Below are 26,313 nucleotides of genomic sequence, written 5' to 3'. Positions count from 1 at the left end.
GGTAAGTCCTTGATGTTGAACCGCATTGCGCGCTCAGGCCAGGGCCTGAATCAAGCGCGGGGCGATCAGGTTCAATGGTTTGATTTCCACTGCGGCCTGCATGGCGGCGGCCGCCTTGGGCATGCCGTAGACGGCACTGGTAGCCTGGTCTTGCGCGATGGTCAGGCAGCCCCGCTCACGCATGGCCTTCAAGCCACGCGCGCCGTCCTGGCCCATGCCGGTCAGCAGCACGCCAACGGCGGTGCCGCGCCAGTGCTGGGCCACGCTGTGAAAGAACACGTCGATGGAAGGCCGGTACAGGCTTTCCTTGGGGTCCTGGGTGTAGCGCAGCGTGCCGTCGGGCAACAGATGCAGATGGTCGTCCGTGCCCGCCAGCAGGATCTGGCCGGGCATCGGGCGTTCGCCCTCACGCACCAGCCGCACGGGCAGCAACACCTGATCGTTCAGCCAGTCCGCCATGCCCGCCGCGAACGAAGCGTCCACGTGCTGCACCAGCACGATGCCGGCCGGAAAATCCAGCGGCAGATCGCTTAGCAGCTGCGCCAGCGTGGCCGGCCCGCCCGCCGACGCGCCGATCACCAGCAAGCGCTGCGCGTCGGCGCGCGCCGCCGATTTGGGCACGGGCGTCAGCGTGGGCCGGTTGCCATAGCGCCCGATCAACCAGCCGATGTTGCGAATCTTGCGCAGCAAGGGTGCGGCGGCGGCGCGCATGTCGCCGCCGGTGACCACGGGCGTGTCCACCGCGTCCAGCGCGCCGTGGCCCATGGCGTCAAACACCCGTGCCGTGTGGCGGGCCACGTCCACCGTCACCACCACAATGGCGCACGGCGTTTCCGCCATGATGCGGCGCGTGGCCTCTACCCCGTCCATGACGGGCATGATCAGGTCCATCAACACCACGTCGGGCCGGTCGCGCGCGCATTGCGCCACCGCCTCCTCGCCGTTGGACGCCACCCACGCCACTTCCAGCCCCGGTTCCAGCGCGATGGCGCGGCGCAGGGTTTCAACGGCCATCTGCATATCGTTGACGATGCCGATTCTCACGTCAGTGCCTTCCCGATCAAGTCCTCGACAGCGTCCAACAGCGCGTCATCATGGAAGCTGCCCTTGGCCAGATAGTAATCAGCGCCGGCATCCAGCCCGCGCCGCCTGTCTTCTTCGCGATCCTTATACGACACCACCATCACCGGCAGGCCTTGCAGCTTGGGGTCGGCCTTGATGCGGGACACCAGCTCGATGCCGTCCATGCGCGGCATGTCCACATCGGTCACGACCAGATCGAAATCCTCGCCGCGCAGCATGTTCCAGCCGTCCATGCCATCCACCGCCACGGCCACGTCGAAGCCCCGGTTCACCAGCAGCTTGCGTTCCAGCTCGCGCACGGTCAGGGAATCGTCCACCACCAGCACGCGCTTGCGGCGGCGCTCTTGGGCGATGGGGCCACCACCGTCCACCCGCGTCAGCCGGCCGCCTTCGATCAGTTTTTGTACCGACAGCAGCATGTCTTCAACGTCCAGGATCAACAGCGGCGTGCCGTCGTCCATCAACGCCCCCGCCATCACGTCCTGCACCTTGCCCAGCCGGGGGTCCAGCGGTTGCACCACCAGCGTGCGCTCGCCGACGTAGCGGTCCACGGCGATGCCGTACCGCTTGTCGTGATCGCCCACGACCACCACCGCCATCGACTCCGCCGAGGGCGCCGGCTCGCCGCCCCGCAGGATCTGCCGCGCGGACACCAGGCCCACCTGCCTGTCCATGAAGCGAAAGTGCTGGTGCCCTTCCAGTTGTTCGATCTCTTGCGAACGCACCTGCAAGGCGTGGCTGACGTAGGCAAGCGGAAACGCGTAGATGTCGCCCTGCACCTCGACCAGCAGGCTGCGCACCACCGATAAGGACAGCGGCATTTCCAGCACAAAACGCGTGCCCTGCCCGGTGGTCTGGTGCACACGCACAGCGCCGCGCAGCTGGCGCACCATGGTCTGGACCACGTCCAGCCCGACGCCGCGCCCCGAAATTTCAGTGACTTCACCGCGCGTGCTGAAGCCGGACAGAAACAGGAATTCCAGCAGCTCGGCCTCGCTCAGGCGGGCGGCCGTTTCCGCCGTGGTCAGCTTGCGCTGCACGACTTCAACGCGTAGCCGGTCCAGCGAAATGCCGGAACCGTCATCGCTCAGTTCAATTACCAGCATGCCGGCCGAATGGCGCGCCGACAGCCGGATCAAGCCTTCGGGCGGCTTGCCGACGTCCATGCGGTCCATCGGCATTTCAATGCCATGGTCCACGGCGTTGCGCAGCAGGTGCATCAGCGGCGCGTCCAGCTTTTCCAGGATGTCGCGGTCCACCTGCGTGGCGTCGCCATCAATTTCCAGGCGCACCTGCTTGCCCAGCGCACGGCCCAGGTCGCGCACCATGCGCGCCATGCCGCCCACGCCGTCGGCAAACGGGCGCATGCGGCAGGTCAGCGCGGTGTCGTACAGGCGCTGCGCCAGATGGCTCATGCGCCAGCCGAATTCATCCACTTCATTCGTGCGCTGAATCAGTTCCTGCTGGCATTGGTCCACGATGCGCTGGGCGTCATCCAGCGCCGCCTGCGCGCGCGAGTCCAGCTGCTGCCCGGCCAGGGCGCTGCGCACGCCGTCCAGCGCTTGCGCGGCGCCCGCCTGCATGCGCCGCAGCCGCAACATGGACGCGCCAAACGGCCCGACCCAATGCGATTCCACCAACGTTTCGCTGGACAGACCCAGCAGCTTGTTCAGCGTGTCGGCGGTGACGCGCAAGACCCGTTCGCTTTCGGAAAGCCCTTGATCGGAACTACGGCGGCCGGACGGCTGGGATGTGGGCGAGGCAGATTGCGGCGCATGCGGTGGCGCGCCTGGCGGCGGGTTTGCTGGCTGACTTGCCCGCGGGTTTGCGAGTGGACTTGCCGGCTGAATCGTCGTCGCGTTCGGGGTCGTGTAGGGCCCCAGGCTTGGGGCTGCGTACGGCGTCGTATATGGCGTCGTAGATGGCGCCGCTGCCGCCGCCGGTTCATCTTCGATACGCTTGATCGGCGGCAGGAAATCCGAGGGTCGGGCCGCGCGCGGGGCAACGGGCGGCGGCGCGTTCGGCGCGCTGCTCAGGCGCACCACCAGTTCATCGATTTCACCGCCCAGTTCCGTGCCGGGCGTGGCGACCCGCTGCAACAGGTCAGTGCCCAGCAACAAGGCGTCGATATCGTCTGCCTGCAAGCGCAGCCGCCCTTCCTGCGCGGCCACCAGGCAATCTTCCATGGCGTGCGCGATGCGCACGGCGGGGTGCAGGTCCACGATACGGGCCGCCCCTTTCAGCGAATGCGCCGCTCGCATGCAGGCTTCCAGCTGCGCGGCGGAGGTAGGGTCGTGTTCCAGCGCCAACAGGCCGTTGTTCAGCACCTGCACCTGGGTGCGGGTCTCAAGCTGAAACAGCTCTAGCAGCGAGGCATCGCGCATTTCGTCCGGGTTCACGCCAGACTCCGTTCCAAGGCTTGCATCAATTGGGTCTCGTCCAGCACGCCCACGCTACGGTTGCCGCAACGCTGCACGCCGCGCGAATATTTCAGGGCCGCGCCTTGCACCGTCGCCGGCAGCGGTTCCAACCGGTCCAGGTCGACGGCGTGTATCCCTTCAACCTCGTCCACGGGCAGCACCACGGCCCGGCCCGCGCCACCGAAAATCAACATGCGCGCGGCGCCCGAGCGTTCGCGCACATCCAGCGGGGCCGGCGCCATGTCCAGCCCCAGCAGGCGTGCCAGGGACACACAGACGGTCAAGGTGCCGCGCACGTTGGTCACGCCCAGCACCGCCGGATCGCGGCGATGGGGCAGCGCCAGGATGCCTCGCGTGCCGGCCACTTCGTCCAGCGCACGCGTCGGCAGGCCCAGCCATTCGCGGCCCAGCCGGAAGACCAGCAACGAAGACATTCGAACGTCTTCACGGGGCTTGTCGTGGTCGCCGTCTGACGAATCACCGTCAATAGCGTCCATCTGCGGCGGCAGTCGGTCCAGGATGCGTTTGGCGGCGGCGGCGTAGACGGGGCAATTGCGGCAATGCACGTGCTCGGGCAATTGCGGGCAGGTTTTGTCGCCGCGGATGCCGATGCGGTTCCAGCAATCGTCAACATCGGACAGCAGCGCGATGGGTTCAACCACGTCGGGCCTCCTGTCGCGCCGCGCGCGCTTGCAGGCGGCGGGCGCCTTCGATATCGCCAGCCGAGGCGATCAGCGCCGCCAGGTGCAGCAGCGCCTCGCGATGGGTGGGGTCCAGGTACAGCGCCTTGCGATAGGACGCCTGCGCCTCGCGCGAGTCGCCGGCCGCATCCTGCAACAGGCCAAGCAGATGCAGCGCATCAGCGCTGACGCCGTGGATGTCGATATGCGCGCGGCACTGCGCCAGCGCGTCTTGCACGCGGCCCCGGTCAGCCAGCGTGGCGATCTGGCGTAGGGAAGTTTCGGCGCTGGGGGATGCGCGGGTCGGTGTGCTGGGTGTACTGGTCGATGCGCTGGTCGCCGCGCCGGGCGATGCCTGCCAGCTAGCGGCGTTTGTCGCCCCCGACGTCGACCTGGACGTCCCGGTCGGGCCGGCCACGGGCGAGCGCACCGGCGACGCCTCCGAAGCGGGCGGAATCGCCGCATGCGGCACCGGCAGGTGTCCAGTCGGAACCTGCGCCACGGGCCGGCGGGGCGGCGTCCACGCGTGCACGATCGGCCTGGACGACGCGGGCATCTCGGCTTGAGGCGGCATGGCCTGATTACGGAAGGCGAACGAGCGCGCCATCGCCACCGACGGCAGGCGCCGCGCGGTCAGCAGGCTGGTTTCAGCCGGGCCCACGAAAATGACGCCGTCGCCGCGCGTGAAGCGCCGCAGCACCTGCACCGCGCGTTCCTGTGTCGGCCCGTCGAAGTAGATCAACAGGTTGCGGCAGAACACGAAGTCATACGGCGCCGTGCCCGGCAGCAGTTGGCTGTCGAACACATTGCCCTGCCGAAAACACACGCGTTCCCGCACCTGCGCGGACAGTTGGTGGCCGTCGGCCGTCTCAGCAAAATGGCGGTCGCGATACGCCAGATCATCGCCGCGAAACGAGTTGCGGCCATACACGGCGCGTTGCGCAAACTGGACCATGCGTTCGCTGATGTCCACGGCATCGATCTGGAAACGCGCAGCGGGCACGCCGGCGTCCAGCAAAGCCATGGCGATGGAATACGGTTCTTCGCCGCTGGAACACGGCATGCTCAACACGCGCAGCACCCGACCGTCGGGCGCGCCCGCCGCGAACAGGCGTTCACGCGCCAGCGTGGCCATCGCCGTCTGCGATTCCGGATACCGAAAGAACCAGGTCTCGGGCACGATCACGGCTTCGATCAGCTGCTGCATCTCGGCCGGCGTGCTGTGCAGGCGCGTCAGGTAATCGTGTTCGTCGGCCACGCCCGCCGCGCCCATCCGGTGGCGCACCGCGCGTTCGACGGCCGCCTTGCCGATGGAGCCGCTGTCCAGCCCCATCTTGCGTTTTAGCAAGGCGCTGAATTCGTCGACCAGCATCATGGCGTGATCTCCCGGTCCGCCGGGTACAGCATCGCGCGCACGGGCGGCGGCAGCAATTCATTCACGCCCACCGCCTGCACCATGCCCTGCCCGTCGTTCAGCACGGGCCCCAGGTAGCGCGCATTGGCGTTATCCAGCGCAAACGGCTGAAATGCGGCGGGGTCGTAATGCACGGTTTCGGTGGCCTGTTCCAGGATCAGGCCCAGCACGTGCTCGGCCGCCGCCCCGCCGGCCCGGTAGCGCACCATCGCCAGACGGGTACTGGTAACGCGGGCCGAGTCGGCGTGGCCCGCCAGCGCGCTCATGTCGATGGCCGGCACCGTCGCGCCGCGCCATTGCAGCATGCCGGCCACCCAGGACGGGGCGCCCGGCACTTGCTTGAAGACGCGCAGACCCAGCACCTCGATCACATCCCCCGCGTCCAGCGCATAGCGGTCGCCGCCGATGCGGAACAACAGATACAGCCGCCGGGCCGCCGCGTTGGCGGCGCCGGCAGCGCTGGCAATGGGCGAGGAAGCAGTTTCCGCCATGGAAGCATCAGACCTTGAAGCGCGACACGCCGCTGCGCAGGTCGTTGGCCACCAGCGTCAGTTCTTCAATGGCCAGGCTGGACTGGCGCAGCGATTCCACTGTTTGCTGGGCCGCGTCGCTCAATTGCTGCAAGGCCTGGTTGATCTGCTCGGCGCCCGTGGCCTGCGCCTGCATGCCTTCGTTGACCATCTGCACGCGCGGCGCCAGCGTCTGCACCTGCTGGATGATCTGCGACAGCTGATCGCCCACCTGTTGCATGTCGGCCATGCCCCGGCGCACTTCTTCCGAGAACTTGTCCATGCCCATCACACCGGCCGACACGGACGACTGGATCTCGCGCACCATCTGTTCGATATCGTAGGTGGCCACGGCGGTCTGGTCGGCCAGACGGCGGATCTCGGTCGCCACCACCACAAACCCACGGCCGTATTCGCCGGCCTTCTCGGCTTCAATCGCCGCGTTCAAAGACAACAGGTTCGTCTGGTCCGCCACCTTGGTAATCGTGGTCACCACCTGGGTGATATTGCCCGCCTTCTCGTTCAGGATGGCCAGCTTGGCGTTGACCGAACCCGCTGCGCCCACCACGTTGCGCATCGTGTCTTCCATGCGCGCCAGGCCCACCTGCCCGCTGCCCGCCAGCGACGCCGTCTGCTCGGCCGCGCTGGACACTTCCGTCATGGTGCGCACCAATTCGCGCGAGGTCGCCGAGATTTCGCGCGAGGTTGCGCCGATCTCGGTCGTGGTGGCCGCCACTTCGGAAGCCGTGGCTTGCTGCTGCTTGGAGGTGGCGGCGATTTCGGTCACCGACGTGGCGACCTGCACGGCCGAGCGCTGCGTCTTGCCCACCAGGCCGGTCAGCTCATCGACCATGCCGTTGAAGCCGGTTTCGATGGCGTTGAATTCGTCCTTGCGCGCCAGCGACAGGCGCCGCGTCAGGTCACCGCCCCCGGTCGATTCCAGCGTCTTGACGATGTCGCGCATGGGGTTGGCGATGGCGCGCATCAGCAGGAAGCCGCACACCACTGCTGCCGCAATGGCGAACGCCAGCGACACCAGCATGCCGACCTCGGCGGAATCCACGGCGGACTTGATGCTGACGGCGGCGTCATCGGCCTGCTTTTTGTTTTCGGCCACCATCTTGGCCAGGATGTCGCGGCCCTTGTAGAAGGCGGGCCGCAGTTCGTTCTTGACGCGCATTCGGGCCCCGACCGGATCGGCCACCGCCCCGGCCAGGATGTCGGCGCGGATGCGCTTGTAATCCTGTAGATCCTTTTCAAATTCCGCGAACATGGCGCGATCGTCCTCGCGCGCAATCGTGCGGCGGTAGAAATCGACGTTCTCTTGCAGTTGCTGATCGCTCTTGGGCAGCGTTTCCAGCGTGGCGCGGCGTTCCTGCTCGGTGTCGCTATTGAAAGCGTCCTGCACCACGACAAAGCTTGCAAACCACGACGCCCGGATCGACGTGCTGTAGTAAATGCCCGGCACGGCGTCGGTGTTGATCATCACCACTTCGTCTTCGATATGCAGCAGGCGGCGGTAATCCACCACCACCATCAAGGCCATGATGGCCAGGATGACCATGAAGCTGGCCAAAATGCGCTGGCGAAGAGTCAGATTATTCATACTGGAAGACCTTTGTGGTGGTGCCACACGACAACGCCCGCCCCTGAACCCATGACAGGATGTGGGGAATTTGGCTGATTATTGCAAAGCCCGGACCACCCAGCCATGAAAAACTAGGGAAATCCCCGTAAAAATGGCGCATTCGTCAGAAAAAAGCAAAGATCACTTACAAAGCTTGTATTTTCTGGACGAGGATGCGTAGCGCGCAGGGGGACGCGGCGCGGGCCGCTCTGGCGATGCGGAACACTTGGCCACCCGGAACGCTCAGGCAGCCAGGATCGCGCAGGCAGCCCGGAACGCTCAGGCCGCTGCCGACGCTACGCCGACGCGGACCACAGCGCCGCGGGCGGATACGCCGCGACCCAGTCGCAGGCCTGGTCGTACGCCTGGGCCAGACGCAGCACGTCCAGGTCCGCTTGGGGCGGCCCGATCAGTTGCATGCCCATCGGCAGGCCGTCGGGGTTGAAGCCCACCGGCACGCTGATCACCGGGCAGCCGGCCAGCGTCCACGGCGTAACGGTTTCCATCCAGCGGTGATAGGTATCCATGGGGCGCCCGGCGATGTGCTTAGGCCAGTCCAGCGTGGTGTCAAACGGAAACACCTGCGCCGACGGGACCGCCAGGAAGTCCACCTCCTCGAACATGCGCAGCACCGTCTGGTACCACGCGCTGCGCTCTTGCGTGGCCTGATAGACGTCCAGCCCGCTGATGCCGTCCAGGCCCTCCACTTCCCAGATCAGCGCGGGCTTGACCAGCTTGCGCGTGGCCGGATCCTGCACCAACGCCCGGAACTGCCCGCCCACCATCAGGTGCCGATGCGTCAGCCACATTCGCCACAGCCGGTCGCCGGCGAACGGCACGTCGTAATCGACCACGTCGCAGCCCACGGTGTCCAGCGTGGCCAGGCCCTGCGCGCAAACGTCAAGAATGCCGGGCTCCATCGGCAGGTAGCCTTTCCAGTCGCTCAACCAGCCCACCCGCTTGCCGCGCATATCTGCGTCCAGCGCAGCGCTGAACTGCGCCGGGTCGTCACGCAATGACAAGGGCGAGCGCTTGTCGTGCCCGGCCTGGACGGACAGCAGCATCGCCACATCGCGCGGAGTGCGGCCCATGGGGCCTTCGTAGGACAGCTGTTTCAAGAACACTTCGGGCGACGGCCCGAACGGCACGCGCCCCGCCGACGGCCGCATGCCGTACACGTTGCAGAACGCCGCCGGGTTGCGCAGCGACCCGCCAAAGTCGCTGCCGTCGGCCACCGGCAGCATGCGCGCGGCCAGCGCCGCCGCCGCGCCGCCGCTGCTGCCGCCCGCCGTCTTGCTGGGGTTGTAGGGGTTGCCCGTGGTGCCATACACAGGGTTATAGGTGTGCGACCCCAGCCCGAATTCCGGCACGTTGGTGCGGCCGATAAAGAGGGCGCCCGCGGCCCGCATGCGTTCGACGATGATCGAATCGTGTTGCGTAACCTGGTCCTTGTAGACCAGTGAGCCCATCGACGTGACCATGCCGCGCACGGCGGTCAGGTCTTTCGGCGCTTGCGGCATGCCGTGCATCCAGCCCAGCCACTGGCCCGCATCCAGTTGCGCATCGCGCTCAGCCGCCTCGCGCAGCAGTTCGTCGGCATCACGGCGCGCGACGATGGCGTTGATCTTGGGGTTGACCTGGCCGATATGGGTCAGATAGGCGCGCATGACCTCGACACAGGACAGCTCGCGGCGCCGGATCGCGTCCGACAAGGCATGCGCCGGCATGGCGACGATGGGGTTCAGGCTGACGGCGTCGATCGACGTGGCGAGAGGCATGCGGGGTCTCCGGATTATCGTGATGGTTGTCGGACTGGCTGGCTGGGCCAGTGCGCCCAGGCGACATACTACGCAACCTGGGCGCCCCCCGGCCAGCGCCGCTACGCAAACAAATGCTGCGCCAGGTGGTCAATGAACACGCGCAGTTTGGGCGAGGCCTGACGGCTGGCGGGCCACAACGCCCACATCGTGCCGCCGCCGCGCGTGCGGTCTTCCATCACCAGTTGCAGTTGCCCCGCCGCCAATTCCCGGCGGATCGTGAAGTCGGGCAGGCAGGCAATGCCCTGCCCGCCCACGGCAAGCGCAATCCGCATTTCCACGCTGTTGCACACCAGCGTCAACGGCAGCTCGGGCGCCTGCGCATCCGGCCCCAGCTTGAACGGCCATTTTTCCAGGCGCCCCGTGGCGGGATACCGGTAATGCAGGCAGGCGTGGCCCAGCAGATCGGCGGCGCGTTTGGGCGTGCCATGCTGACGCAGATAGTGGGGCGAAGCCGCCAGCACCCGGCGGAACGGACCCAGCCGGCGGCGCTTCAGGCCAGAGTCGTCCATCTCGCCCGTGCGGACCGCGGCGTCGTAGCCTTCGCCGATGACATCGACCATGCGGTCGGTAAAGTCCAGGTCCAGTTCGACATCGGGATACTGCCGCATGAAGCTGGCGATGCTGATATCGAACAAACCGCTGTAACGCGGCAGGCTCACTCGCAGCTTGCCTTGCGGGGCGTGCGAGGCGGCGGAAAGCTCCAGCTCCGCCGCTTCGACCTCGGCCAGGATACGGCGGCAACGATCCAGGAATTTCTCGCCTTCCGGCGTCAGCGCCAGCTGCCGGGTGCTGCGATGAAACAGCCGCACCTTCAAGCGCGCTTCCATCCGCGCGATGCTCTTGCCCACCGCCGAGGGCGACACCCCCAGCGCGCGCCCCGCCTCGGCAAAGCTGCCCGCCTGCGCCACCAGCACAAACACCCCTATGCCGCTCAGGCTATCCATTCCACGCCCTCCAATACGGACATGAATGTCCGGAATGTCGGGAATCCTAGCCTATTTTTCTTTGGTGCGTCGCGCCCTAAGCTGGCCGTCCTTTCGATTTCCCTGGCGCGTCCCATGCCCACCCACGATCATTCCGCCCCCCGCCACCGGTGGCTGCAATTGCTGTCGGCCTGCCTGACCGCGTTGTTGATTCCACTGTGCTTTACCGGCCCCGCCGTCGTGCTGCCGTCCATCAGCCACGACCTGGGCGGCACGCCCGTGCAACTGAATTGGATCTTGAACGGCTACATCCTGGCCTATGGCAGCGTCATCATGGTGGCGGGCAGTCTGACCGATTTGTACGGGCCGCGCCGCGTCTGGCTGCTGGGCCTGGCGGGCTTTTGCGTCACGACCTTCGCCATCGCGTTCGTGCCGACGACGGGCTGGATCAACCTGTTGCGGCTGATGCAGGGCGTGGGTGGCGCGGCCGCCTTCGCCGCCGCCATGTCGTCGCTGGCGCCGCTTTTCCACGGCGTAGCGCGCACCCGCGCGTTCAGCCTGCTGGGCACCACGTTTGGCGTGGGCCTGTCGTTCGGGCCACTGGCTGCCGGCTGGATGGGGGACGCGGCCGGCTGGCAGTGGGTGTTCCTGGCTACCGGTGCGGTGGGCGTGTTGGGCGCCGCCATGGTCGCCGTCAGCGTGCGCCCCACGGCCCGCGCAGTGCAAGGCCGGCTGGACTGGCCGGGCGCCATCAGTTTTACCGGCGCGCTGGGGCTGTTCACCTACGGCATCCTGCTGGCGCCCGAAGCGGGCTGGACGGACAAGCACGTCCTGGCCGCACTGCTGGCGTCCGTGCTGTTGGCCGTGGCCTTCGTGCGCATTGAACGCCGGGTGGCTCGGCCCATGCTGGACTTGCGCCTGTTCCGCAGCGCCCGCTTTGTCGGCGTGCAGGTGCTGGCGGCTTCCCCGGCGTTTTTGTTCATTGTGCTGGTCGCGCTGCTGCCTGGCCGCTTCATCGGCATCGATGGCCATAGCGCGCTGCAAGCGGGGCAACTGATGATCGGCCTGGCCGCGCCTTTGCTGGTCGTGCCCTTCGTGGCCGCGTTGCTGACCCGCTGGTTTCGGCCCGGCGTGCTGTCGGCCATGGGGCTGTTGGCGGTGGCGGCTGGCCTGGTGTGGCTGGCCGGCATCCTGGACGCGGGCACGGCGGCGCTTTGGATGCCGATGCTGCTGATCGGGTGCGGCATCGGTTTGCCGTGGGGCTTGATGGACGCAATGGCGGTCAGCGTGGTCGACGCCCGCAACGTCGGCATGGCAACCGGCATTTTTAATACGGTGCGCGTGTCGGCGGACGGCGTGGCCATCGCCGTGGTCAGCGCGCTGCTGGCGTTGCTGATCCAGACGCAGTTGACGGCGGCGATGCCTGACGCGCAAGGCTTGGTGGCGGCCGCCAACCGCGCGGCGCTGGGGCAGCTGGACGCCGCGGCGGCGCGGCTGCCGGCATCCGTGACCGATGCCATGCCGCTGCTGCACCGCGCCTACGACTACGCCTTTCGCCACGTCTTGCATGCCCTGGCCGCCATCGCCGTGCTGACCGCGCTGGCCGTCACATTGCTGTTGGGCCGTCGCGACCCGGTTGCCGCGCGGCTCAGTCCACCCGCCACCAGCTAGGCAGCAGGCCGCGCACCTTGGCGCGGCGGTAGCGGTCGTCGATCAGGTGCACCGTGCCCACATCGTTTTCCGTACGGATGACGCGCCCGGCCGCCTGCACCACCTTTTGCATCCCGGGGTACAGGTAGGTGTAGTCGTAGCCGTTTTCCTCGCCGTAGCGCTGGTCCATTGCCCGCTTCATGTTTTCATTCACGGGGTTGACCTGCGGCAAGCCCAGCGTGGCGATGAACGCGCCGATCAGACGCTTGCCGGGCAGGTCCACCCCTTCCGAGAACGCGCCGCCCAGCACCGCAAAACCCACGCCCTGCCCCGTTTCGGTAAAGCGCGCCAGAAATGCCGCCCGGCCCGCTTCGTCCATGCCGGGCGTCTGCAACCAGATCGGCACGGCGGGATGGCGCTCGCGCATCAGGTCGGACACCTGGCGCAGGTAATCAAAGCTGCTGAGAAACCCCAGGTAATTGCCCGGCCGCTCGGCGTACTGGGTGGCTATCAGGTCAACGATGGGCGCCAGCGAGCGCTCGCGGTCGCGATAGCGGGTGGACACATTGCCCACCACGCGCACCGCCAACTGCTCGGCCTGGAACGGCGCGGCCACGTCGATCCACGGCGTATCGCGCGGCAAGCCCAGCGTGTCGCGATAGAACTGCTGCGGGCTTAGCGTGCCGGAAAATAGCACGGTAGCGTGCGCCGCCGCGTAGCGCGCCGCCAGGTACGGGGCGGGTATCACGTTGCGCACGCACAGGGTGGATGGCCGGGTCTTGGCGCTGGCCACTCCCACGTCAGACAGCGTCACGTCGAACAAGGCGTGCGAGCCAAATTGTTCCGCCAGACGCATGAATTGCAGCGCCTGAAAGTAGAAGCTCAACACGGGGTCGTCTTGCGGCAAGGGCGTTTGCGCCATGTATTCCATGATGGCGCCCACCGCTTTCTGCACGGCCGACAGCACACCGGCCGCCACCGCGTCGTACGCCTGATAGCGTTCCGTCTGCTTTTTGTTCAGCGCGTTCCACGACCGCTGCAAGCCATCCAGCGGCTTTTTCAGTTCTTTGGGCGCGGCATAGCGCGCCGCCGACAACGAGGCTTGGTCCAGCTCGCCCGTGTACATGCGACGCGCCCGGTCCACCAGGTTGTGCGCCTCGTCCACCAGCACCGCCACTTTCCATTGGTACGCCTGCGTCATGGCGTACAGCATGGCCGACGCGTCGTAGTAATAGTTGTAGTCGCCCACCACCACATCGCTCCAGCGAATCAGCTCTTGCGACAGGTAATACGGGCAAACGTGGTGTTCCCGGGCAACGGCACGCACCGTGGGCGCATCCAGCCGTGCGTGCTGCACCGCCGCCGCGCGGGCTTGTGGCAGGCGGTCGTAGAAGCCCTGCGCCAAGGGGCAGGAATCCCCGTGGCAGGCCAAATCCGGATGCTCGCAGGTCTTGTCGCGCGCTTGCAGGTCCAGCACGCGCAGGCCGGGCGCGGCGGGTTGCGCGTTGACGGTGTCCAGCGCTTGAACGGCCAGCGCCCTGCCCGAGCCCTTGGCCGCCAGGAAAAAAATCTTGTCCAGGCCCGCGCCGGGGCTGGCTTTGAGCAGCGGGAAAATCGTGCCCAGCGTCTTGCCGATACCGGTGGGCGCCTGCGCCATCAGGCAGCGGCCGTCGCGCGCGGTGCGGTACACGGCCACGGCCAGCTCGCGCTGCCCGGCACGGAATTCGCCATGCGGAAACGCCAGTTTTTCCAGTGCTGCGTCGCGCGCCTGCCGATGCGCCAGTTCAGTCTTGGCCCAGGCCAGGAAACGCTTGCATTGTTCCTGGAAGAACGCGCGCAGCTTTGCTGCGTCATGCGTTTCTGTCAGCACCGTTTCTTCTTCGGTGACCACGTTGAAGTACACCAGCGCCACGCGCACCTGCTCCAGCCCGCGCGATTCACACAGCAGATGCCCATAGACCCGCGCCTGCGCCCAATGCACGGCGCGGTGGTTGTCGCGCACGCTGTCCAACTGGCCGCGATACGTCTTGACCTCTTCAAGCTGGTTCAAGACGGGGTCAAAGCCATCGGCGCGCCCCCGCACCAGCAGGCCCTCGTGCCGGCCCGACAACGAGACCTCGGTTTCGTACCGCGGGCCGCGCCGCCCCGTCACAACCGCGTGCCCCGCCATGCCCTCCAGGCCGGTCGGCGCGGGGGTAAAGCGCAAGTCCAGGTCACCGGCCCGCGCCGTGAATTCGCACAGCGCGCGCACCGCCACGGCATAGCTCATGCTGCGCCCTCCTGCCAGCTGACGTGGCACACGCGCACCGGCATGCCGTGCGACACGCAGTACTGCAACCACCGGATCTGGTTGTCTTGCAGCTTGTCGCCCGGGCCTTTCACTTCAATCAGTTCATAGCGGCGCTGGGCGGGCCAGAAACGAATCAGGTCCGGCAAACCGGAACGGTTGGTCTTGACGTCGCGCAGCAGGCGCGTGAAAACCAGTTTCAGGTGCGCGGCGGGCAGGCAATCCAGCGCCAGCGTCAGCAAGGTTTCGGACAAGGCGCCCCAGAACACAAACGGCGATTGCACACCGGCTTTATCGGCGTAGCGCTGCAAGATCACGTCGCGATATTCGGGCGTGTCCAGTTGCGCCAGGCAGTCGGCGAACAGGTCTTGGCGGCGCTGGTAAAAATCAGGCGCGTCCAGGTCGGCCGGGCCGCGTTGGAACGGATGAAAGAACGCACCCGGCAACGGCGCGAACACGGCGGGCCAGCACAGCAGGCCGAACAGGGAATTAAGCAGCGCGTTTTCCACGTAGTGCACGGGCGCGTCGTCTTGATGCAGGTGATCGCGCGTGATGAATTCAACCGACGCCGGCGTGGGCGGCCGTTGCAGCGTGAGATCGGTGCGCGGCACGGGGTGAACGGGCGGGCGGGTCGGCCGGCCCTGCCCCACCGCGCGATACAGCCGCGGCAACATGCGCGCCACGCGCTGGCTTTCTTCTTCGCTTTCGGGTGCGTCGCGCGCTTGCAGCGCCAGGGTCAGCGCTTTGTCATACCGGGCCATGCGCTCGTGCACGCGGATGCGGCGGTGGCGCGCGCCGGGGTACGCGCATTGCTCATAGGCGGCTTGCGCAGTGGGCCAGTCGCGGGCCCGTTCACATGCCTGCCCGATGCGCAGCAGCACCTTGGCGCGGCGCTTTTCCAGCCAGGGGTTTTGGCTGACACAGCCGTGTACTCGGGCCAGCAGGTCGGGCATGTTCGCGCCTTCTTCCAATGCCGTCCGGCAGGCGTGCAACGCCAGATAAGCGTCTACGTCCGCCCGCGTCTGGAACGCGCGGGACGAGGCATCAAACGGTACGGTTTCATACTGGAAGACGCCCAGGTCAGCCAACACGAATTCCGACCAGTCCTGGTGCAGATTGCCGAAGAACATCAGGCGCAAGCGTTCGCACAAGTCGCCGACCATGACGCGCCAGACGGGTTCTTGCGCAACGGGGTTCCATTCGGCATAAGGCCGGGGCGCGTCGTGCACGGCACGCAGCGCGATCAGCAGATCGGCTTTGCGCGCGGTGGGTTTGAGGCTGGCGAAGTGATCCGGGCCTGTGCTTGGGCCGCAATTTGATGCCGGATTTGAGCCCGGATTTGAGCCCGGATTTGCGCCCGAATTTGAGCCCGAGTTTGAGCCCGATTTTGAGCCCGAGTTTGAGCCCGAACTTGCGCCCGAACTTGCGCCGAAAAACAGCCGGCAAAGCTCAGGCTTGGTATGCAGGTCGAACAATTCATCCAGCGTCATCGGCGCCCGGGCATCCAGCCAACCCAGCGCCGCAAGCGGCCCGGCGGCGTCGACCGCGTTGCCGATTTCCTCGTAAACCAGCCGGCTGGCCCGAAACCACGGCCCACGGCGCATCAGCATGCGCACCATCAACGCCTGCGAGGCTTGCGGCAAGGCTTGGAAGTCCGCCAGGAAGCGGCGCTCGGCGGCGTCCAGCAGGTCGGCATAGCGGTCGCCGACCCACGCCAGGGCGCGCTGAAAATTGTGCAGATAGTAGTAACGGTGCGGAGGAAACATCGGCCGGGCCGGATAGCTGGGGTTTTATCCAGTAATCATAGCAGGCGGCCCGGCGTTGTACCGGGACATTCTTGCGACGGGTCTCAGCCTTGCGCGTGTGTCACGATGGTCAGCCCTTCCCGCGGATCGGGCTCGACAAAATAGGCGGTGATGGCGTCGTACTGCGCATCCGATGTGGAAAATGCATGCGTACCGGACGCGTTGCGCGCGCGCAACCGCGCTTTGCACAGCGCATCCGACGCGCGCAAGTAGTGCAACTGATGCGGGCAGCCCGCTTGCCGCGCCACGTCCAGCAGCCATTGCCGGCCCGCCAGCGTATTGGCCGGAAAGTCCAGCACCACGGACACCCCTGCCCCCACCAAAGCCGCCACATGGCTACCCATGGCGTTGCGCAGCCTATCCGCGCAGCGGGCGTAATCCGCGATGCCCAGGATCTCGCCGGGATACAAAGCCGCCAGCCACGCATCTTCGCTGATCAGCACCGTATGGGGTTGCGCGGCAAGCTGCGCGGCCAGGGTGGACTTGCCGGCGGCAATCTTGCCGCACAGAAAATGCAGGGTGGCAGGCGTGAAGGACGGGCTTCGGGCCTGAGCTTCGGTTTGAGCTTGGCCTTGGGCCTGGGTTCGAATTTGGGCGGGGGTCTGGGTCGGGGACGGCGGCGTCATGCAAGGCTCTCCTGGGGAATCTATGCCTGGCGAGCCAACAAAAAACCCGCCGGTTGGCGGGTTTGTGTGGCGTTGTACCGATGCGCGCTAACCCACCTTGGTGACAAGGCGGCTAATAATCACGGCGAACGCGTTCAGGGTTAGGCGCATGGGCACAACATTGCGCCTGGCGCGCAATGTTGTCAATGGCCGCCTCGAAAAGCGGCCACTTCCACACTGCCTTAACGCGCCGGCTGCGCTGCCGCGCCGACGTCCTTGCGGACCTTGGCCACGTCGGCGGCGCTGACCGCCGCGCCCTTGTTGCCCCAGCTGGAGCGCACAAAGGTCACCACGTCGGCCACTTCCTTGTCGGTCATGCGCCAGTCAAAGCCGGGCATGGCGTAGGCGGTCGGGGCCGCCGTCGTGCCCGGCATCTGCGCGCCCTTGAGCACGATGTGGATCAGCGACGTGGGGTCCGCCGAATTCACCGTCGAGCTCAGCGCCAACTGCGGGAACGTTTCCGTGTAGCCCTTGCCGGTGCTGCGATGGCAGGCGGCGCAGTTGTTCAGGAAGGCCATGGCGCCGTCGCCCTTGTCCTTGCCGGTACGCAGCGCTTGCGCCACGGTCTCGTCATAGGCCAGGGGCTTGGTGGCGGCGTCCTTGTTCACCGGCGGCAAGCTCTTCAGGTACACGGCGATGGCGTTCAAATCGTCATCGGTCAGGTGTTGCGTGCTGTCCTGCACCACCTGCGCCATGCCTCCGAACGCGGCCGAATGGCCGTTGCGCCCGGACTTCAGGAAGACGGCGATGTCTTCCTTGGTCCAGCTGCCCAGGCCGTCGACCATGTCGCCGCGCAGGTTCTTGGCCAGCCAGCCTTCGACCACGCCGCCCGACAAAAAGGCAGAACCGTCCGCATCGCTCAGCGCCTTTTCCTGCAAGGCAAAGCCGCGCGGGGTGTGGCAGGTGCTGCAATGGCCCAGGCCTTCGACCAGGTACTGGCCGCGCAGCAGTGCCGCGCGGTCGGCGCCCTTCAGGTCGCTGGCAGCCGGGCCGTTCACCACGTCCGGCGCAAACATCCAGCGCCACACCGTCAGCGGCCAGCGCATCGACATGGGCCACGAGATATCCGTGTCCTTGTTTTCCTGCTTGACCGGCTCGACCCCATGCATGAAGTACGCGTACAGCGCCTTCACGTCCTCGGGGGTGACTTTGGCGTACGCGGTGTAAGGCATGGCCGGATACAGCGAATGCCCGTCCTTGGCCTTGCCGTGGCGCACGGCCTGGTCGAAGTCCTCCAACGTGTAGTTGCCGATACCCGTTTCTTTGTCGGGGGTGATGTTGGTCGAATAGATCGTGCCAAGTGGCGATTCGATGCCCAGGCCGCCGGCAAAGGGCTTGCCGCCCCCGGCCGTGTGGCAGGCGATGCAATCGCCGGCGCGCGACAGGTATTCACCCTGCTTGATCATCTGCGCGTCGTTCGAGGCCGGCGTGCCGTCCGCCGCGAAAGCGGCGCTGGCGACCAGGGCCGAGAAGGCCGCAACAATGGTTTGCTTGAACATTGTTCCGTCTCCTTATGCCTGGACCAGCGGGCCGGGGTTCTTCAAGTACTGATCGCGGATCGCCTGCGCGGCCCAATAGGCCAAGGCGCCCACCAACCCGGTCGGGTTGTAGCCCATGTTCTGCGGGAACACGCAGGCGCCCATCACGAAGACGTTCGGCACATCCCAGCTTTGCAGGTACTTGTTGACCACGCTTTCCTTGGGGTTCGAGCCCATGATCGCGCCGCCCGTGTTGTGCGTGCTTTGGTAGACGCGCGTGTCGTAGCGCGCGCCCTTTTTGCGCACCGCCACGAAGTGCTTTTCCGGGTTCATGGCCTTGGCCACGGTTTCCATGCGCTTGCCCATGTAGCCCAGCATGTCGAATTCGTTGTCGTGCCAGTCGAACGTCATGCGCAGCAGCGGTTGGCCGAAGGCGTCCTTGTAGGTCGGGTCCAGCGACAGATAGGCGTCGCGGTACGACATCACCGAGCCCGAGATGCCAATCGTCATGTAGCGCTGGTACGCGTCCTGCACACCGGCTTTCCAGGCGGTGCCCCACGACGGCGTGCCCGGCGTGGTGGGCGTCTGCTTGATCGGACGGCCGCCGTAACGCACGTGGCGGATGCTGGCGCCGCCCACAAAGCCCAGCGGGCCGTGATCGAATTGGTCGCCGTTCAGGTCGTCCATGCCGACGCCGCCCGCGCCCGTGCCCACGAAGGGGTTCAGCTGCGTGCCCTTGGGCAACAGCACGTTGACCGCGCCGTTCATCTGGTAAGCGTAGTTCTTGCCCACCACGCCTTCGTTGGTCTTGGGGTCATACGGCTTGCCGATGCCTGACAGCAGCAGCAAACGCACGTTGTGCATCTGGTAGGCGGACAGGATCACCAGGTCGGCCGGCTGGTCGACTTCACGGCCCTGGGCGTCGATATACGTCACGCCAATGGCCTTTTTGCCGGTCGAATCCAGGTTCACCTTGATGACTTGCGAATGCGTGCGCAATTCAAAGTTCGGCTTCTTCAGCAGCACCGGCAGAATCGTTGTCTGCGGCGATGCCTTGGAATACATGTAGCAGCCGTAGTTTTCGCAGAAGCCGCAAAAATTACAGGGGCCCAGGCGCACGCCGTACGGGTTGGTGTACGGGCCGGACGCGTTGGCAGCGGGCGCGGGATACGGGTTGAAGCCCACTTCACGCGCGGCCTTTTCAAACAGCTGCGCGCCGTAGGTGGTGGTCAGCGGGGGCAGCGGGAATTCCTTGCTGCGCTTGCCTTCCAGCGGGTTGCCGCCTTCCACGATCTTGCCGTTCAGGTTGCCGGCCTTGCCCGACGTGCCGCATACGTATTCGAACTTGGAGAAGTACGGTTCCAGTTCGTCGTAGGTCACGCCGAAGTCCTGGATGGTCATGCCTTCCGGGATGAAGTTCTTGCCGTAGCGCGTTTCGTAGCGCGTGCGCAGTTCCAGTTCTTCGGGCAGCACGCGGTAGTGCATGCCGTTCCAGTGAAAGCCCGCGCCGCCCACACCCGTGCCCAGCAGGAACGAACCGTTCTGCCGATACGGCACGGCCACGTCGTCCACGCCGTGGCGGATGGTCACGGTTTCTTTCGACAGGTCCTGGAACAACTTGCCGCGCACCGAATAGGCAAGCTCGTCGATCACCTTGGGGTATTCGGCGTCCTTGGGGGTGTCCTGCATGCCGCCGCGTTCCAGCGCCAGCACGTGCAGGCCGGCTTCGGTCAGCTCCTGGCCCAGGATTGCGCCGGTCCAGCCGAACCCGACCAGGACCGCATCAACTTTGTCTTTCTTGATTGCCATGATTGATTAACCCTTTTCCCCAGAGATCGACACGGGGCCATAGGGATACTTGACGTTGGGCTGGTCAGCCCAGTCCATGTAGTCGGCGCGCGCGCCGGGAAAGCCCACCATCTTCCAGCCCACCATGTTCTTGTTGCCGCCGTAGATCGGGTCGGCAAAGAAGCCTTCTTTGGTGTTGGAAAGCAGGAAGCTGAAGAAGGTCGAAGCGGGAACGGCTTCCAGCTTGATCTTGTTGCCTTGCAGGTCTTTCAGGATCTGTTCCTGCAAGGCCCTGTCCAGTTCGGCATACACCTTGCCGTGCGTTTTCACGCACCAGGCATTGCAGGCTTCGATGCCGTGGCGATAGACCTCGCGCGGGTTTTGATTCAGTTGGTAGCCCAGTTCAGGCACCTGGTCGGTGTGGAACGGGCCCTGCATGTACCAGAGCTTGCCGTGGCCGAACGGCGTTTCCATCTGACGGTCGATGAATTCGGGCACACCCGCTTCGATCGCGCCGGGACCGTATTGGTCGGCGGGGATCAGGTGATCCACCGCGGCAACGATGAAGTCCCATTCGGGCTTGGTGAAATAGGTGGGCTCGTAGGGCTTGGCGGGCGCGGCGGTCTTGGTGTCCGCAGCGTTGGTACAGCCGGTGGTCAGTGCACCAACCGCCAATGTCGACGCCGGCACGATAGCCAACGCCTGAAGAAACCGACGACGCGGCTTTGCATCATCTGTCATAGACATCTCCGTGAATTTTCCAAGTTGTCCTAGCGCGCTACCGAACATGAACCCTGGAAACACGAACTGCCGAGCTAGTGACAACACGCTCTGTACTTACAGAAACAAGCTGATCCTTCTCTTCATTAGGGACGTAAGAGAAGGTGTTGCATTATGCGCTGATTCACGCATCTGATCTGCCCATCTGAGCGGATCAGACCGAAATTCTTGACATGGAAAAGTCTTTTGCTTTAAGGACAAAGTAAGAAGCCCGCAAAAGCGGGCTTTTCTGACAGCCGGGTGAACGGATTCTGTATATTTCGCGGTTGGAACACCACGGATGGCAGGCATGAACGACAAGACGAAGATCTGGAAAAGTTCGACGACAACACGCAGCTGGAGTTCCACAACGAACTTGACGCCCGAACAGCAGGCAAGCATCGAAGAACTATTGGGCGGTGGGCCGGGCACCGTGAACGTCCAAGAAAAATGGAGCTACGCCGGCACGGAAAACGGCGAAGCGTTCAAGGTTGATATCGACAACGGCGCCGTCACCGTCAACGGCCGCCACTACGACAGCCTTGACGAGGTTCCGCGCGCCCTGCGCGAACGCATCGAGGCGCTGCGCGACGGCGAAGGCATGAAAGGCCTGTGGGACATGCTGAAAAACGCCGGGGTGCAGATTGAAGATATGTCCGGTGATCACGCTGCCCGCACTGGCAAACCTGTGTTCACGATTGAGACGGACGGTGATGGCGCGGGTGCGATAGCGGCAACGTCTGCGCCGGTGGCTGACGCGCCGGACGCCGCTGAAACCGGCAGGCCCCCAAGCACTGCCGCCGCGCAGGGCGCGCGCGTCGAGATGGACCCCGCCGCGTCCCCCGGCGCCGTGCCCAAAAGCGGCGGCCTGCGGCGCGCGCTTTTAATCGGCATCGCCGTGGGCTTGGCGCTTTGGGTGGCGCGGGCGTTGAATGTGTTTTAGGGCGATTGCCGTCGCGCGACACGACACGAGTGCTTTGCGTCCGCCAATGCATCCCGCACGGACTATTTGATCAGGCGCATGCCGGTGGCTTTTGCCGCCTTCACGTCAAAGGTCGCCGTGTATTCACACAGCGCCTCGTGTCCGGTGCGCTCGATCAGACAATCTGCAAAATCCGCTGTGGAGGCGGCGTACAAACGCACTGCCTTCCATACCGTCTCGCCCGCCTCGGCATGAATTTCCTTCGTGCGAAGCAGGGTTTCGATGACCACCACAATGGAAGAGCGCGGCGCATCGTAGGCCCGACCAAGCACCCATACCGTTTCGACCAGAGCCACCAAGGTGACGAAACCGGGTTGCTCGGCAGTCAAAGATTCGATCAGGGCATTTGCTTTCCGCGTCTGCACCGGATCATCCTGCGCGAAGTAGCGCACCAGCACATTGGTATCCAGGCCAATCATCGCGCTGACTTGCCCTGCTCGGCGATCGCGTCGTTCATCTCTTCAATCGTGACGGGTTTGCGTGGTTTCGCGATGATGCCTTTGAGCGCCGTAACCGAGTACGTTGCCGGCACCATTTCGTAACGGCCGCTTGCCTCGTTTAGAACAAACTCGATTCTGTCGCCAGTCGACAGGCCCAGACGGTTCCGTACATCGACCGGAATGGTGATCTGGCCCTTGGAAGTCACGGTGGCGGAAGGCATTGGCTAGCTCCTTGGAAGTGTGCCTTACCATAATGTAAGGCACGCGCTTGCGCAAGGCCGCGCCATCGGATTGCAGCAACCCTATGCGCCCCGTCACCCGCGCCGCGCGTAGCATCCCAGGAACATCTCCACCGCCGAATCTGCCACGCGCTTACGCTCGGTGGCGCTCAATGGCGGTTGCCCCAGCGTGACTTGCGGCCAGAAGGCAAAGCTCTTGACCAGCCCCTGCAACTGGTGGCCGGCGAACTCGGGGTCCACGTCCATTAGCCGCCCATCCTGGACGGCCGCCCGTATCCAGGCCGTTTCGCCGCCCTCTTTTTCGCCCATGCGGCACACGATGGCCTGGGCGCGTTCGGGGGAATGGATGATTTCAGCCATGGCCACGCGGGCCAGGTCGATGAAGTTGGGGTCCGCCAGCAGGTCCAGCTTTTGCATCAGCAACTGCCGCAACTGCTGGTCCAGCGCCTCGTCGGCCCGATACGCCAGCGCAACACTGGCCGCGCTGCTGGCCCATAGCTCTTCAAGAATCAACGAGAACAGCGTTTCCTTGCTGGGGAAATGGTTGTAGACCGTCCGCTTGGAGACCCCCGCCGCGGCGGCGATGCGGTCCATGCTAGTGGCATCAAATCCGGCTGACCGAAACTCTTCCACCGCCGCGCGCACGATGGCCTGGCGTTTGCGGTCGGTCAGGCGGAGCGGGGGATTGGGCATGAAGCGGGCTCGTTGTCAGGTGGGTGGCGCACGCGGGCGAGCGGTGCGCGTCGATGTGCGCGGCTGAAGTATGTGGCCGAAATACGCCCCATTGGCGACGCGAAATTTTACACCGCCCAGTGTACTTTTCAGAAAATCAAAACAACACTGCGCAGTGTAATTTTTGCGCGATGCATGTTGTATCAGCCGCAACGCCCTTGCCCCTTCCCCTGCCTGGAACTCTAGCCGTGACCGCCCTCACCTCCTGCCCGTCCGCCCAGCCCAGCTATCCGCAGTCGCCCCAACACCATGCAGGCCGTTTCCACAATCCACTGCCGCGCCCCTCGCTGGGCTTCTGGCAAGGCGTGAAACTGATGTGGACGTTCTTCTTCGCCAAGCCCCGTGGCACGGTCCCCGAGCAAACGATTCCCGTGCGCACCCTCACCCTGGCCGACCTGCAAGCCGCGCCCGACCGCAGCCTGTATCGCCTGGGTCACTCCACCATCCTCTTGAAACTGCGCGGCCGCTTCTGGCTGACCGACCCGGTATTTTCCAAGCGCGCCTCGCCCGTGCAATGGGCCGGCCCCGCGCGCTTTCACGCCCCGCCCATTTCCATCGAAGACCTGCCGCCCATTGCCGGCGTGATCCTGTCGCACAACCACTACGACCACCTGGACCGCGCCGCCATCGCCAAGCTGGCCGCCAAGACCGCCCGTTTCATCACGCCCTTGGGCGTCGGCGACCAGCTCATCGCCTGGGGCGTGGACCCCGCTCGCGTCGAGCAACTGGACTGGTGGCAATCCACCGAGGTCGACGGCCTGCGCCTGACCGCCACACCGGCCCAACACTTTTCGGGACGCGGCCTGACCGACTCAGACCGCAGCCTGTGGGCCTCGTGGGTCATCCAGGACGCCGACCTGCGCGTCTTCTTCAGCGGCGACAGCGGCTACTTCGACGGCTTCAAAACCATCGGCGACACCTACGGCCCCTTCGACCTGACGCTGATGGAAACCGGCGCCTATGACAAGCGCTGGGCCTTCGTACACATGCAGCCCGAAGAAACCCTGCAAGCCCACCTGGACCTGCGCGGCCGCTGGTTGCTGCCGATCCACAACGGCACGTTCGACCTGGCGCTGCACGCATGGGAAGACCCGTTTGAACGCATTGCCGCGCTGGCAGCGGCCAAAGGCGTCGCGCTGACAACGCCGGTCATGGGGGAACGGGTGGCGATAGAGACCCCGGAGGTGGGCTCCCCCTGGTGGCGAATCGGCCACGCCGCCGCCTGATCGCTCCAGTACAATCCCGCGTTTGGCGACGTTGTGATCGCCCACCTTCTGGACCCGAAGCATGTTGCGACTGACCGAAATCAAGCTGCCGTTGAACCACACGCCCGAGGAATTGCCCGCCGCGATTCTCAAGAAACTGGGCATACCGGCCAGCGACCTGCACGGCTTCACCATTTTTTTGCGCAGTTACGACGCGCGCAAAAAGCACAATATCCTGCTGACCTACACGCTGGATATCGACGTGGAAAACGAGGCCGCGCTGCTTGCGCGCTTTCATGACGACCGCCACGTCAAGCCTACGCCCGACACCGAATACAAATTCGTCGCCCAGGCGCCCGCCACGCTGACCAAGCGCCCCATCGTCATCGGCACCGGCCCCTGTGGCCTGTTCGCCGGCCTGGTGCTGGCGCAGATGGGGTTCAAGCCCATCATCCTGGAACGGGGCAAGGCGGTGCGGGAACGCACCAAGGACACCTGGGGCCTGTGGCGCAAGCGCATCTTGAACCCCGAGTCCAACGTGCAGTTTGGCGAAGGCGGCGCGGGCACGTTTTCGGACGGCAAGCTGTACAGCCAGATCAAGGACCCCAAGCACTACGGCGAAAAGGTCCTGAAGGAATTCGTGCTGGCCGGCGCACCGGAAGAAATCCTGTACGTCAGCAAGCCGCACATCGGCACGTTCCGGTTGGTGGGCATGGTGGAAGTCATGCGCGACACCATCACCAAGCTCGGTGGCGAAGTGCGCTTTTCCAGCAAGGTGGAAACGCTGCATCGCGAAAACGGCCAGGTCACCGGCGTCACGCTGGCCAGTGGCGAGCACATCGAAGCCGACCACGTGGTGCTGGCCATCGGCCACAGCGCGCGCGACACGTTCCAGATGCTGCACGAGCAAGGCGTGTTCATGGAAGCCAAGCCGTTTTCGATCGGCTTCCGTATCGAACACCCGCAGTCGCTGATCGATAAGGCGCGCTTTGGCCCCAGCGCCGGCCACCCCATCCTGGGCGCGGCCGACTACAAGCTGGTGCATCACGCCAGCAACGGGCGGTCGGTCTATAGCTTTTGCATGTGCCCGGGCGGCACGGTGGTGGCCGCCACGTCGGAGCCGAACCGCGTCGTGACCAACGGCATGAGCCAGTATTCGCGCAACGAACGCAATGCCAACGCCGGCATCGTGGTCGGGATTTCGCCCGAAGAAGACTACCCGGAACACGTGCTGGCCGGCGTGGACTTCCAGCGCAAGTGGGAATCGCAGGCCTTTGTGCTGGGCGGCGAAACGTACAGCGCGCCCGGCCAGTTGGTGGGCGACTTCATCGCGGGCAAGGCGTCCACGGAATTCGGGTCCGTGCTGCCGTCGTACACGCCCGGCGTGCACCTGACCGACCTGGCCACAGCGCTGCCCGACTTTGCCATCACGGCCATTCGCGAAGCGCTGCCCGCGTTCGACAAGACCATCAAGGGCTTCGGCATGCACGACGCCGTGCTGACCGGCGTGGAAACGCGCACGTCGTCGCCCGTGCGCATCAAGCGCGACAACGACACGCTGCAAAGCCTGAATACCCGGGGATTGTTCCCGGCCGGCGAAGGCGCCGGTTATGCGGGCGGAATCTTGTCGGCGGGCGTGGACGGCATCAAGATTGCCGAAGCCGTAGCGCTGAGCATCATGGGCCGCCAAGGCTGAGGCCAAATAGCAGGCTGAGGCCGAATAGCAGGCTGAGGCCGAATAGCAGGCTGAGGCTGAATAGCCAAGGCTGAGGCCGGATAGATAAGCCCCCCCCCCGGGACAAAGGCC

At 65.3% G+C, this 26,313-nt stretch carries 21 protein-coding genes; 4 read left to right on the top strand and 17 right to left on the bottom strand.

What is annotated here, in order from left to right; genetic code table 11:
• Positions 1-33: 33 nt before the first annotated feature.
• The 8 genes from cheB to ACNPP0_RS12125 all read right to left on the bottom strand — a co-directional run bounded on the left by cheB (position 34) and on the right by ACNPP0_RS12125 (position 10,497).
• Entirely contained in the window at positions 34-1,044 is a 1,011-nt protein-coding gene (cheB, locus tag ACNPP0_RS12160) for a chemotaxis response regulator protein-glutamate methylesterase (RefSeq protein WP_448706021.1), read from the bottom strand.
• On the bottom strand, positions 1,041-3,482 hold the full coding sequence (locus ACNPP0_RS12155; protein WP_448706020.1) for a hybrid sensor histidine kinase/response regulator: 2,442 nt from the start codon (positions 3,480-3,482) through the stop codon (positions 1,041-1,043). The genes cheB and ACNPP0_RS12155 overlap by 4 nt, the downstream gene beginning before the upstream one ends.
• Positions 3,479-4,165, bottom strand: a complete 687-nt coding sequence (locus ACNPP0_RS12150) for a chemotaxis protein CheW (protein ID WP_332607803.1) — start codon at positions 4,163-4,165, stop codon at positions 3,479-3,481. Before ACNPP0_RS12150 ends, ACNPP0_RS12155 begins: the two co-directional genes overlap by 4 nt.
• Positions 4,158-5,558, bottom strand: coding sequence for a CheR family methyltransferase (locus ACNPP0_RS12145; protein WP_448706019.1), 1,401 nt, complete (start codon positions 5,556-5,558; stop codon positions 4,158-4,160). Before ACNPP0_RS12145 ends, ACNPP0_RS12150 begins: the two co-directional genes overlap by 8 nt.
• Positions 5,555-6,088, bottom strand: a complete 534-nt coding sequence (locus ACNPP0_RS12140; RefSeq protein ID WP_448706018.1) for a chemotaxis protein CheW — start codon at positions 6,086-6,088, stop codon at positions 5,555-5,557. The genes ACNPP0_RS12145 and ACNPP0_RS12140 overlap by 4 nt, the downstream gene beginning before the upstream one ends.
• 7 nt (positions 6,089-6,095) lie before the next feature.
• Positions 6,096-7,712 carry a methyl-accepting chemotaxis protein gene (locus ACNPP0_RS12135; protein WP_332607800.1) on the bottom strand — a complete coding sequence of 539 codons (1,617 nt, stop codon included), beginning with the start codon at positions 7,710-7,712 and terminating at the stop codon, positions 6,096-6,098.
• 317 nt (positions 7,713-8,029) lie between these two features.
• On the bottom strand, positions 8,030-9,511 hold the full coding sequence (locus ACNPP0_RS12130; protein WP_448706017.1) for an amidase: 1,482 nt from the start codon (positions 9,509-9,511) through the stop codon (positions 8,030-8,032).
• A gap of 101 nt (positions 9,512-9,612) precedes the next feature.
• Complete coding sequence (locus ACNPP0_RS12125; RefSeq protein ID WP_448706016.1) at positions 9,613-10,497, bottom strand: LysR family transcriptional regulator; 885 nt, start codon at positions 10,495-10,497, stop codon at positions 9,613-9,615.
• A gap of 114 nt (positions 10,498-10,611) precedes the next feature.
• Between ACNPP0_RS12125 and ACNPP0_RS12120 the strand changes: the two genes are divergently transcribed.
• Positions 10,612-12,147, top strand: coding sequence for an MFS transporter (locus ACNPP0_RS12120; protein WP_448706015.1), 1,536 nt, complete (start codon positions 10,612-10,614; stop codon positions 12,145-12,147).
• On the opposite strand, the gene ACNPP0_RS12115 is transcribed toward ACNPP0_RS12120, so the two are convergent.
• The 6 genes from ACNPP0_RS12115 to ACNPP0_RS12090 all read right to left on the bottom strand — a co-directional run bounded on the left by ACNPP0_RS12115 (position 12,125) and on the right by ACNPP0_RS12090 (position 20,890).
• Complete coding sequence (locus ACNPP0_RS12115) at positions 12,125-14,395, bottom strand: ATP-dependent DNA helicase (protein ID WP_332607796.1); 2,271 nt, start codon at positions 14,393-14,395, stop codon at positions 12,125-12,127. The two genes, ACNPP0_RS12120 and ACNPP0_RS12115, sit on opposite strands and share 23 nt — an antisense overlap.
• Positions 14,392-16,179, bottom strand: a complete 1,788-nt coding sequence (locus tag ACNPP0_RS12110; protein WP_448706014.1) for a VRR-NUC domain-containing protein — start codon at positions 16,177-16,179, stop codon at positions 14,392-14,394. The genes ACNPP0_RS12115 and ACNPP0_RS12110 overlap by 4 nt, the downstream gene beginning before the upstream one ends.
• Positions 16,180-16,262: 83 nt before the next feature.
• Positions 16,263-16,844: a P-loop nucleotide/nucleoside kinase family protein gene (locus tag ACNPP0_RS12105; protein ID WP_448706013.1), complete on the bottom strand. Its 582-nt coding sequence runs from the start codon at positions 16,842-16,844 to the stop codon at positions 16,263-16,265.
• A 221-nt stretch (positions 16,845-17,065) separates the two neighbouring features.
• A complete protein-coding gene (locus ACNPP0_RS12100; RefSeq protein WP_332607793.1) occupies positions 17,066-18,382 on the bottom strand; it encodes a c-type cytochrome in 1,317 nt (438 codons plus the stop codon).
• Between the two features lie 12 nt (positions 18,383-18,394).
• On the bottom strand, positions 18,395-20,170 hold the full coding sequence (locus ACNPP0_RS12095) for a GMC family oxidoreductase (protein ID WP_332607792.1): 1,776 nt from the start codon (positions 20,168-20,170) through the stop codon (positions 18,395-18,397).
• Positions 20,171-20,176: 6 nt separating this feature from the next.
• The gene (locus ACNPP0_RS12090; protein ID WP_448706012.1) at positions 20,177-20,890 is read right to left on the bottom strand and encodes a gluconate 2-dehydrogenase subunit 3 family protein; all 714 of its coding nucleotides are present in this window, start codon (positions 20,888-20,890) and stop codon (positions 20,177-20,179) included.
• A 328-nt stretch (positions 20,891-21,218) separates the two neighbouring features.
• On the opposite strand from ACNPP0_RS12090, the gene ACNPP0_RS12085 reads away from it, so the two are divergent.
• Complete coding sequence (locus ACNPP0_RS12085; protein ID WP_448706011.1) at positions 21,219-21,851, top strand: hypothetical protein; 633 nt, start codon at positions 21,219-21,221, stop codon at positions 21,849-21,851.
• Between the two features lie 62 nt (positions 21,852-21,913).
• Here ACNPP0_RS12085 and ACNPP0_RS12080 read toward each other — a convergent pair whose 3' ends face one another.
• The 3 genes from ACNPP0_RS12080 to ACNPP0_RS12070 all read right to left on the bottom strand — a co-directional run bounded on the left by ACNPP0_RS12080 (position 21,914) and on the right by ACNPP0_RS12070 (position 23,262).
• Positions 21,914-22,309, bottom strand: a complete 396-nt coding sequence (locus tag ACNPP0_RS12080; protein ID WP_448706010.1) for a type II toxin-antitoxin system VapC family toxin — start codon at positions 22,307-22,309, stop codon at positions 21,914-21,916.
• Positions 22,306-22,551 (bottom strand): AbrB/MazE/SpoVT family DNA-binding domain-containing protein, encoded by a 246-nt coding sequence (locus ACNPP0_RS12075; RefSeq protein WP_332607788.1) that lies wholly within the window; start codon positions 22,549-22,551, stop codon positions 22,306-22,308. Before ACNPP0_RS12075 ends, ACNPP0_RS12080 begins: the two co-directional genes overlap by 4 nt.
• Before the next feature lie 93 nt (positions 22,552-22,644).
• Positions 22,645-23,262, bottom strand: a complete 618-nt coding sequence (locus ACNPP0_RS12070) for a TetR/AcrR family transcriptional regulator (RefSeq protein ID WP_332607787.1) — start codon at positions 23,260-23,262, stop codon at positions 22,645-22,647.
• Between the two features lie 170 nt (positions 23,263-23,432).
• Here ACNPP0_RS12070 and ACNPP0_RS12065 point away from each other — a divergent pair, with 170 nt between their 5' ends.
• Both ACNPP0_RS12065 and ACNPP0_RS12060 read left to right on the top strand, forming a co-directional pair.
• Complete coding sequence (locus tag ACNPP0_RS12065; RefSeq protein ID WP_448706009.1) at positions 23,433-24,527, top strand: MBL fold metallo-hydrolase; 1,095 nt, start codon at positions 23,433-23,435, stop codon at positions 24,525-24,527.
• 61 nt (positions 24,528-24,588) lie between these two features.
• Complete coding sequence (locus tag ACNPP0_RS12060; protein ID WP_332607785.1) at positions 24,589-26,202, top strand: NAD(P)/FAD-dependent oxidoreductase; 1,614 nt, start codon at positions 24,589-24,591, stop codon at positions 26,200-26,202.
• Positions 26,203-26,313 lie beyond the last annotated feature (111 nt).

The organism is Achromobacter semiaridum, from assembly GCF_053543755.1.
This window is presented reverse-complemented; position numbering and strand designations above follow the sequence as displayed.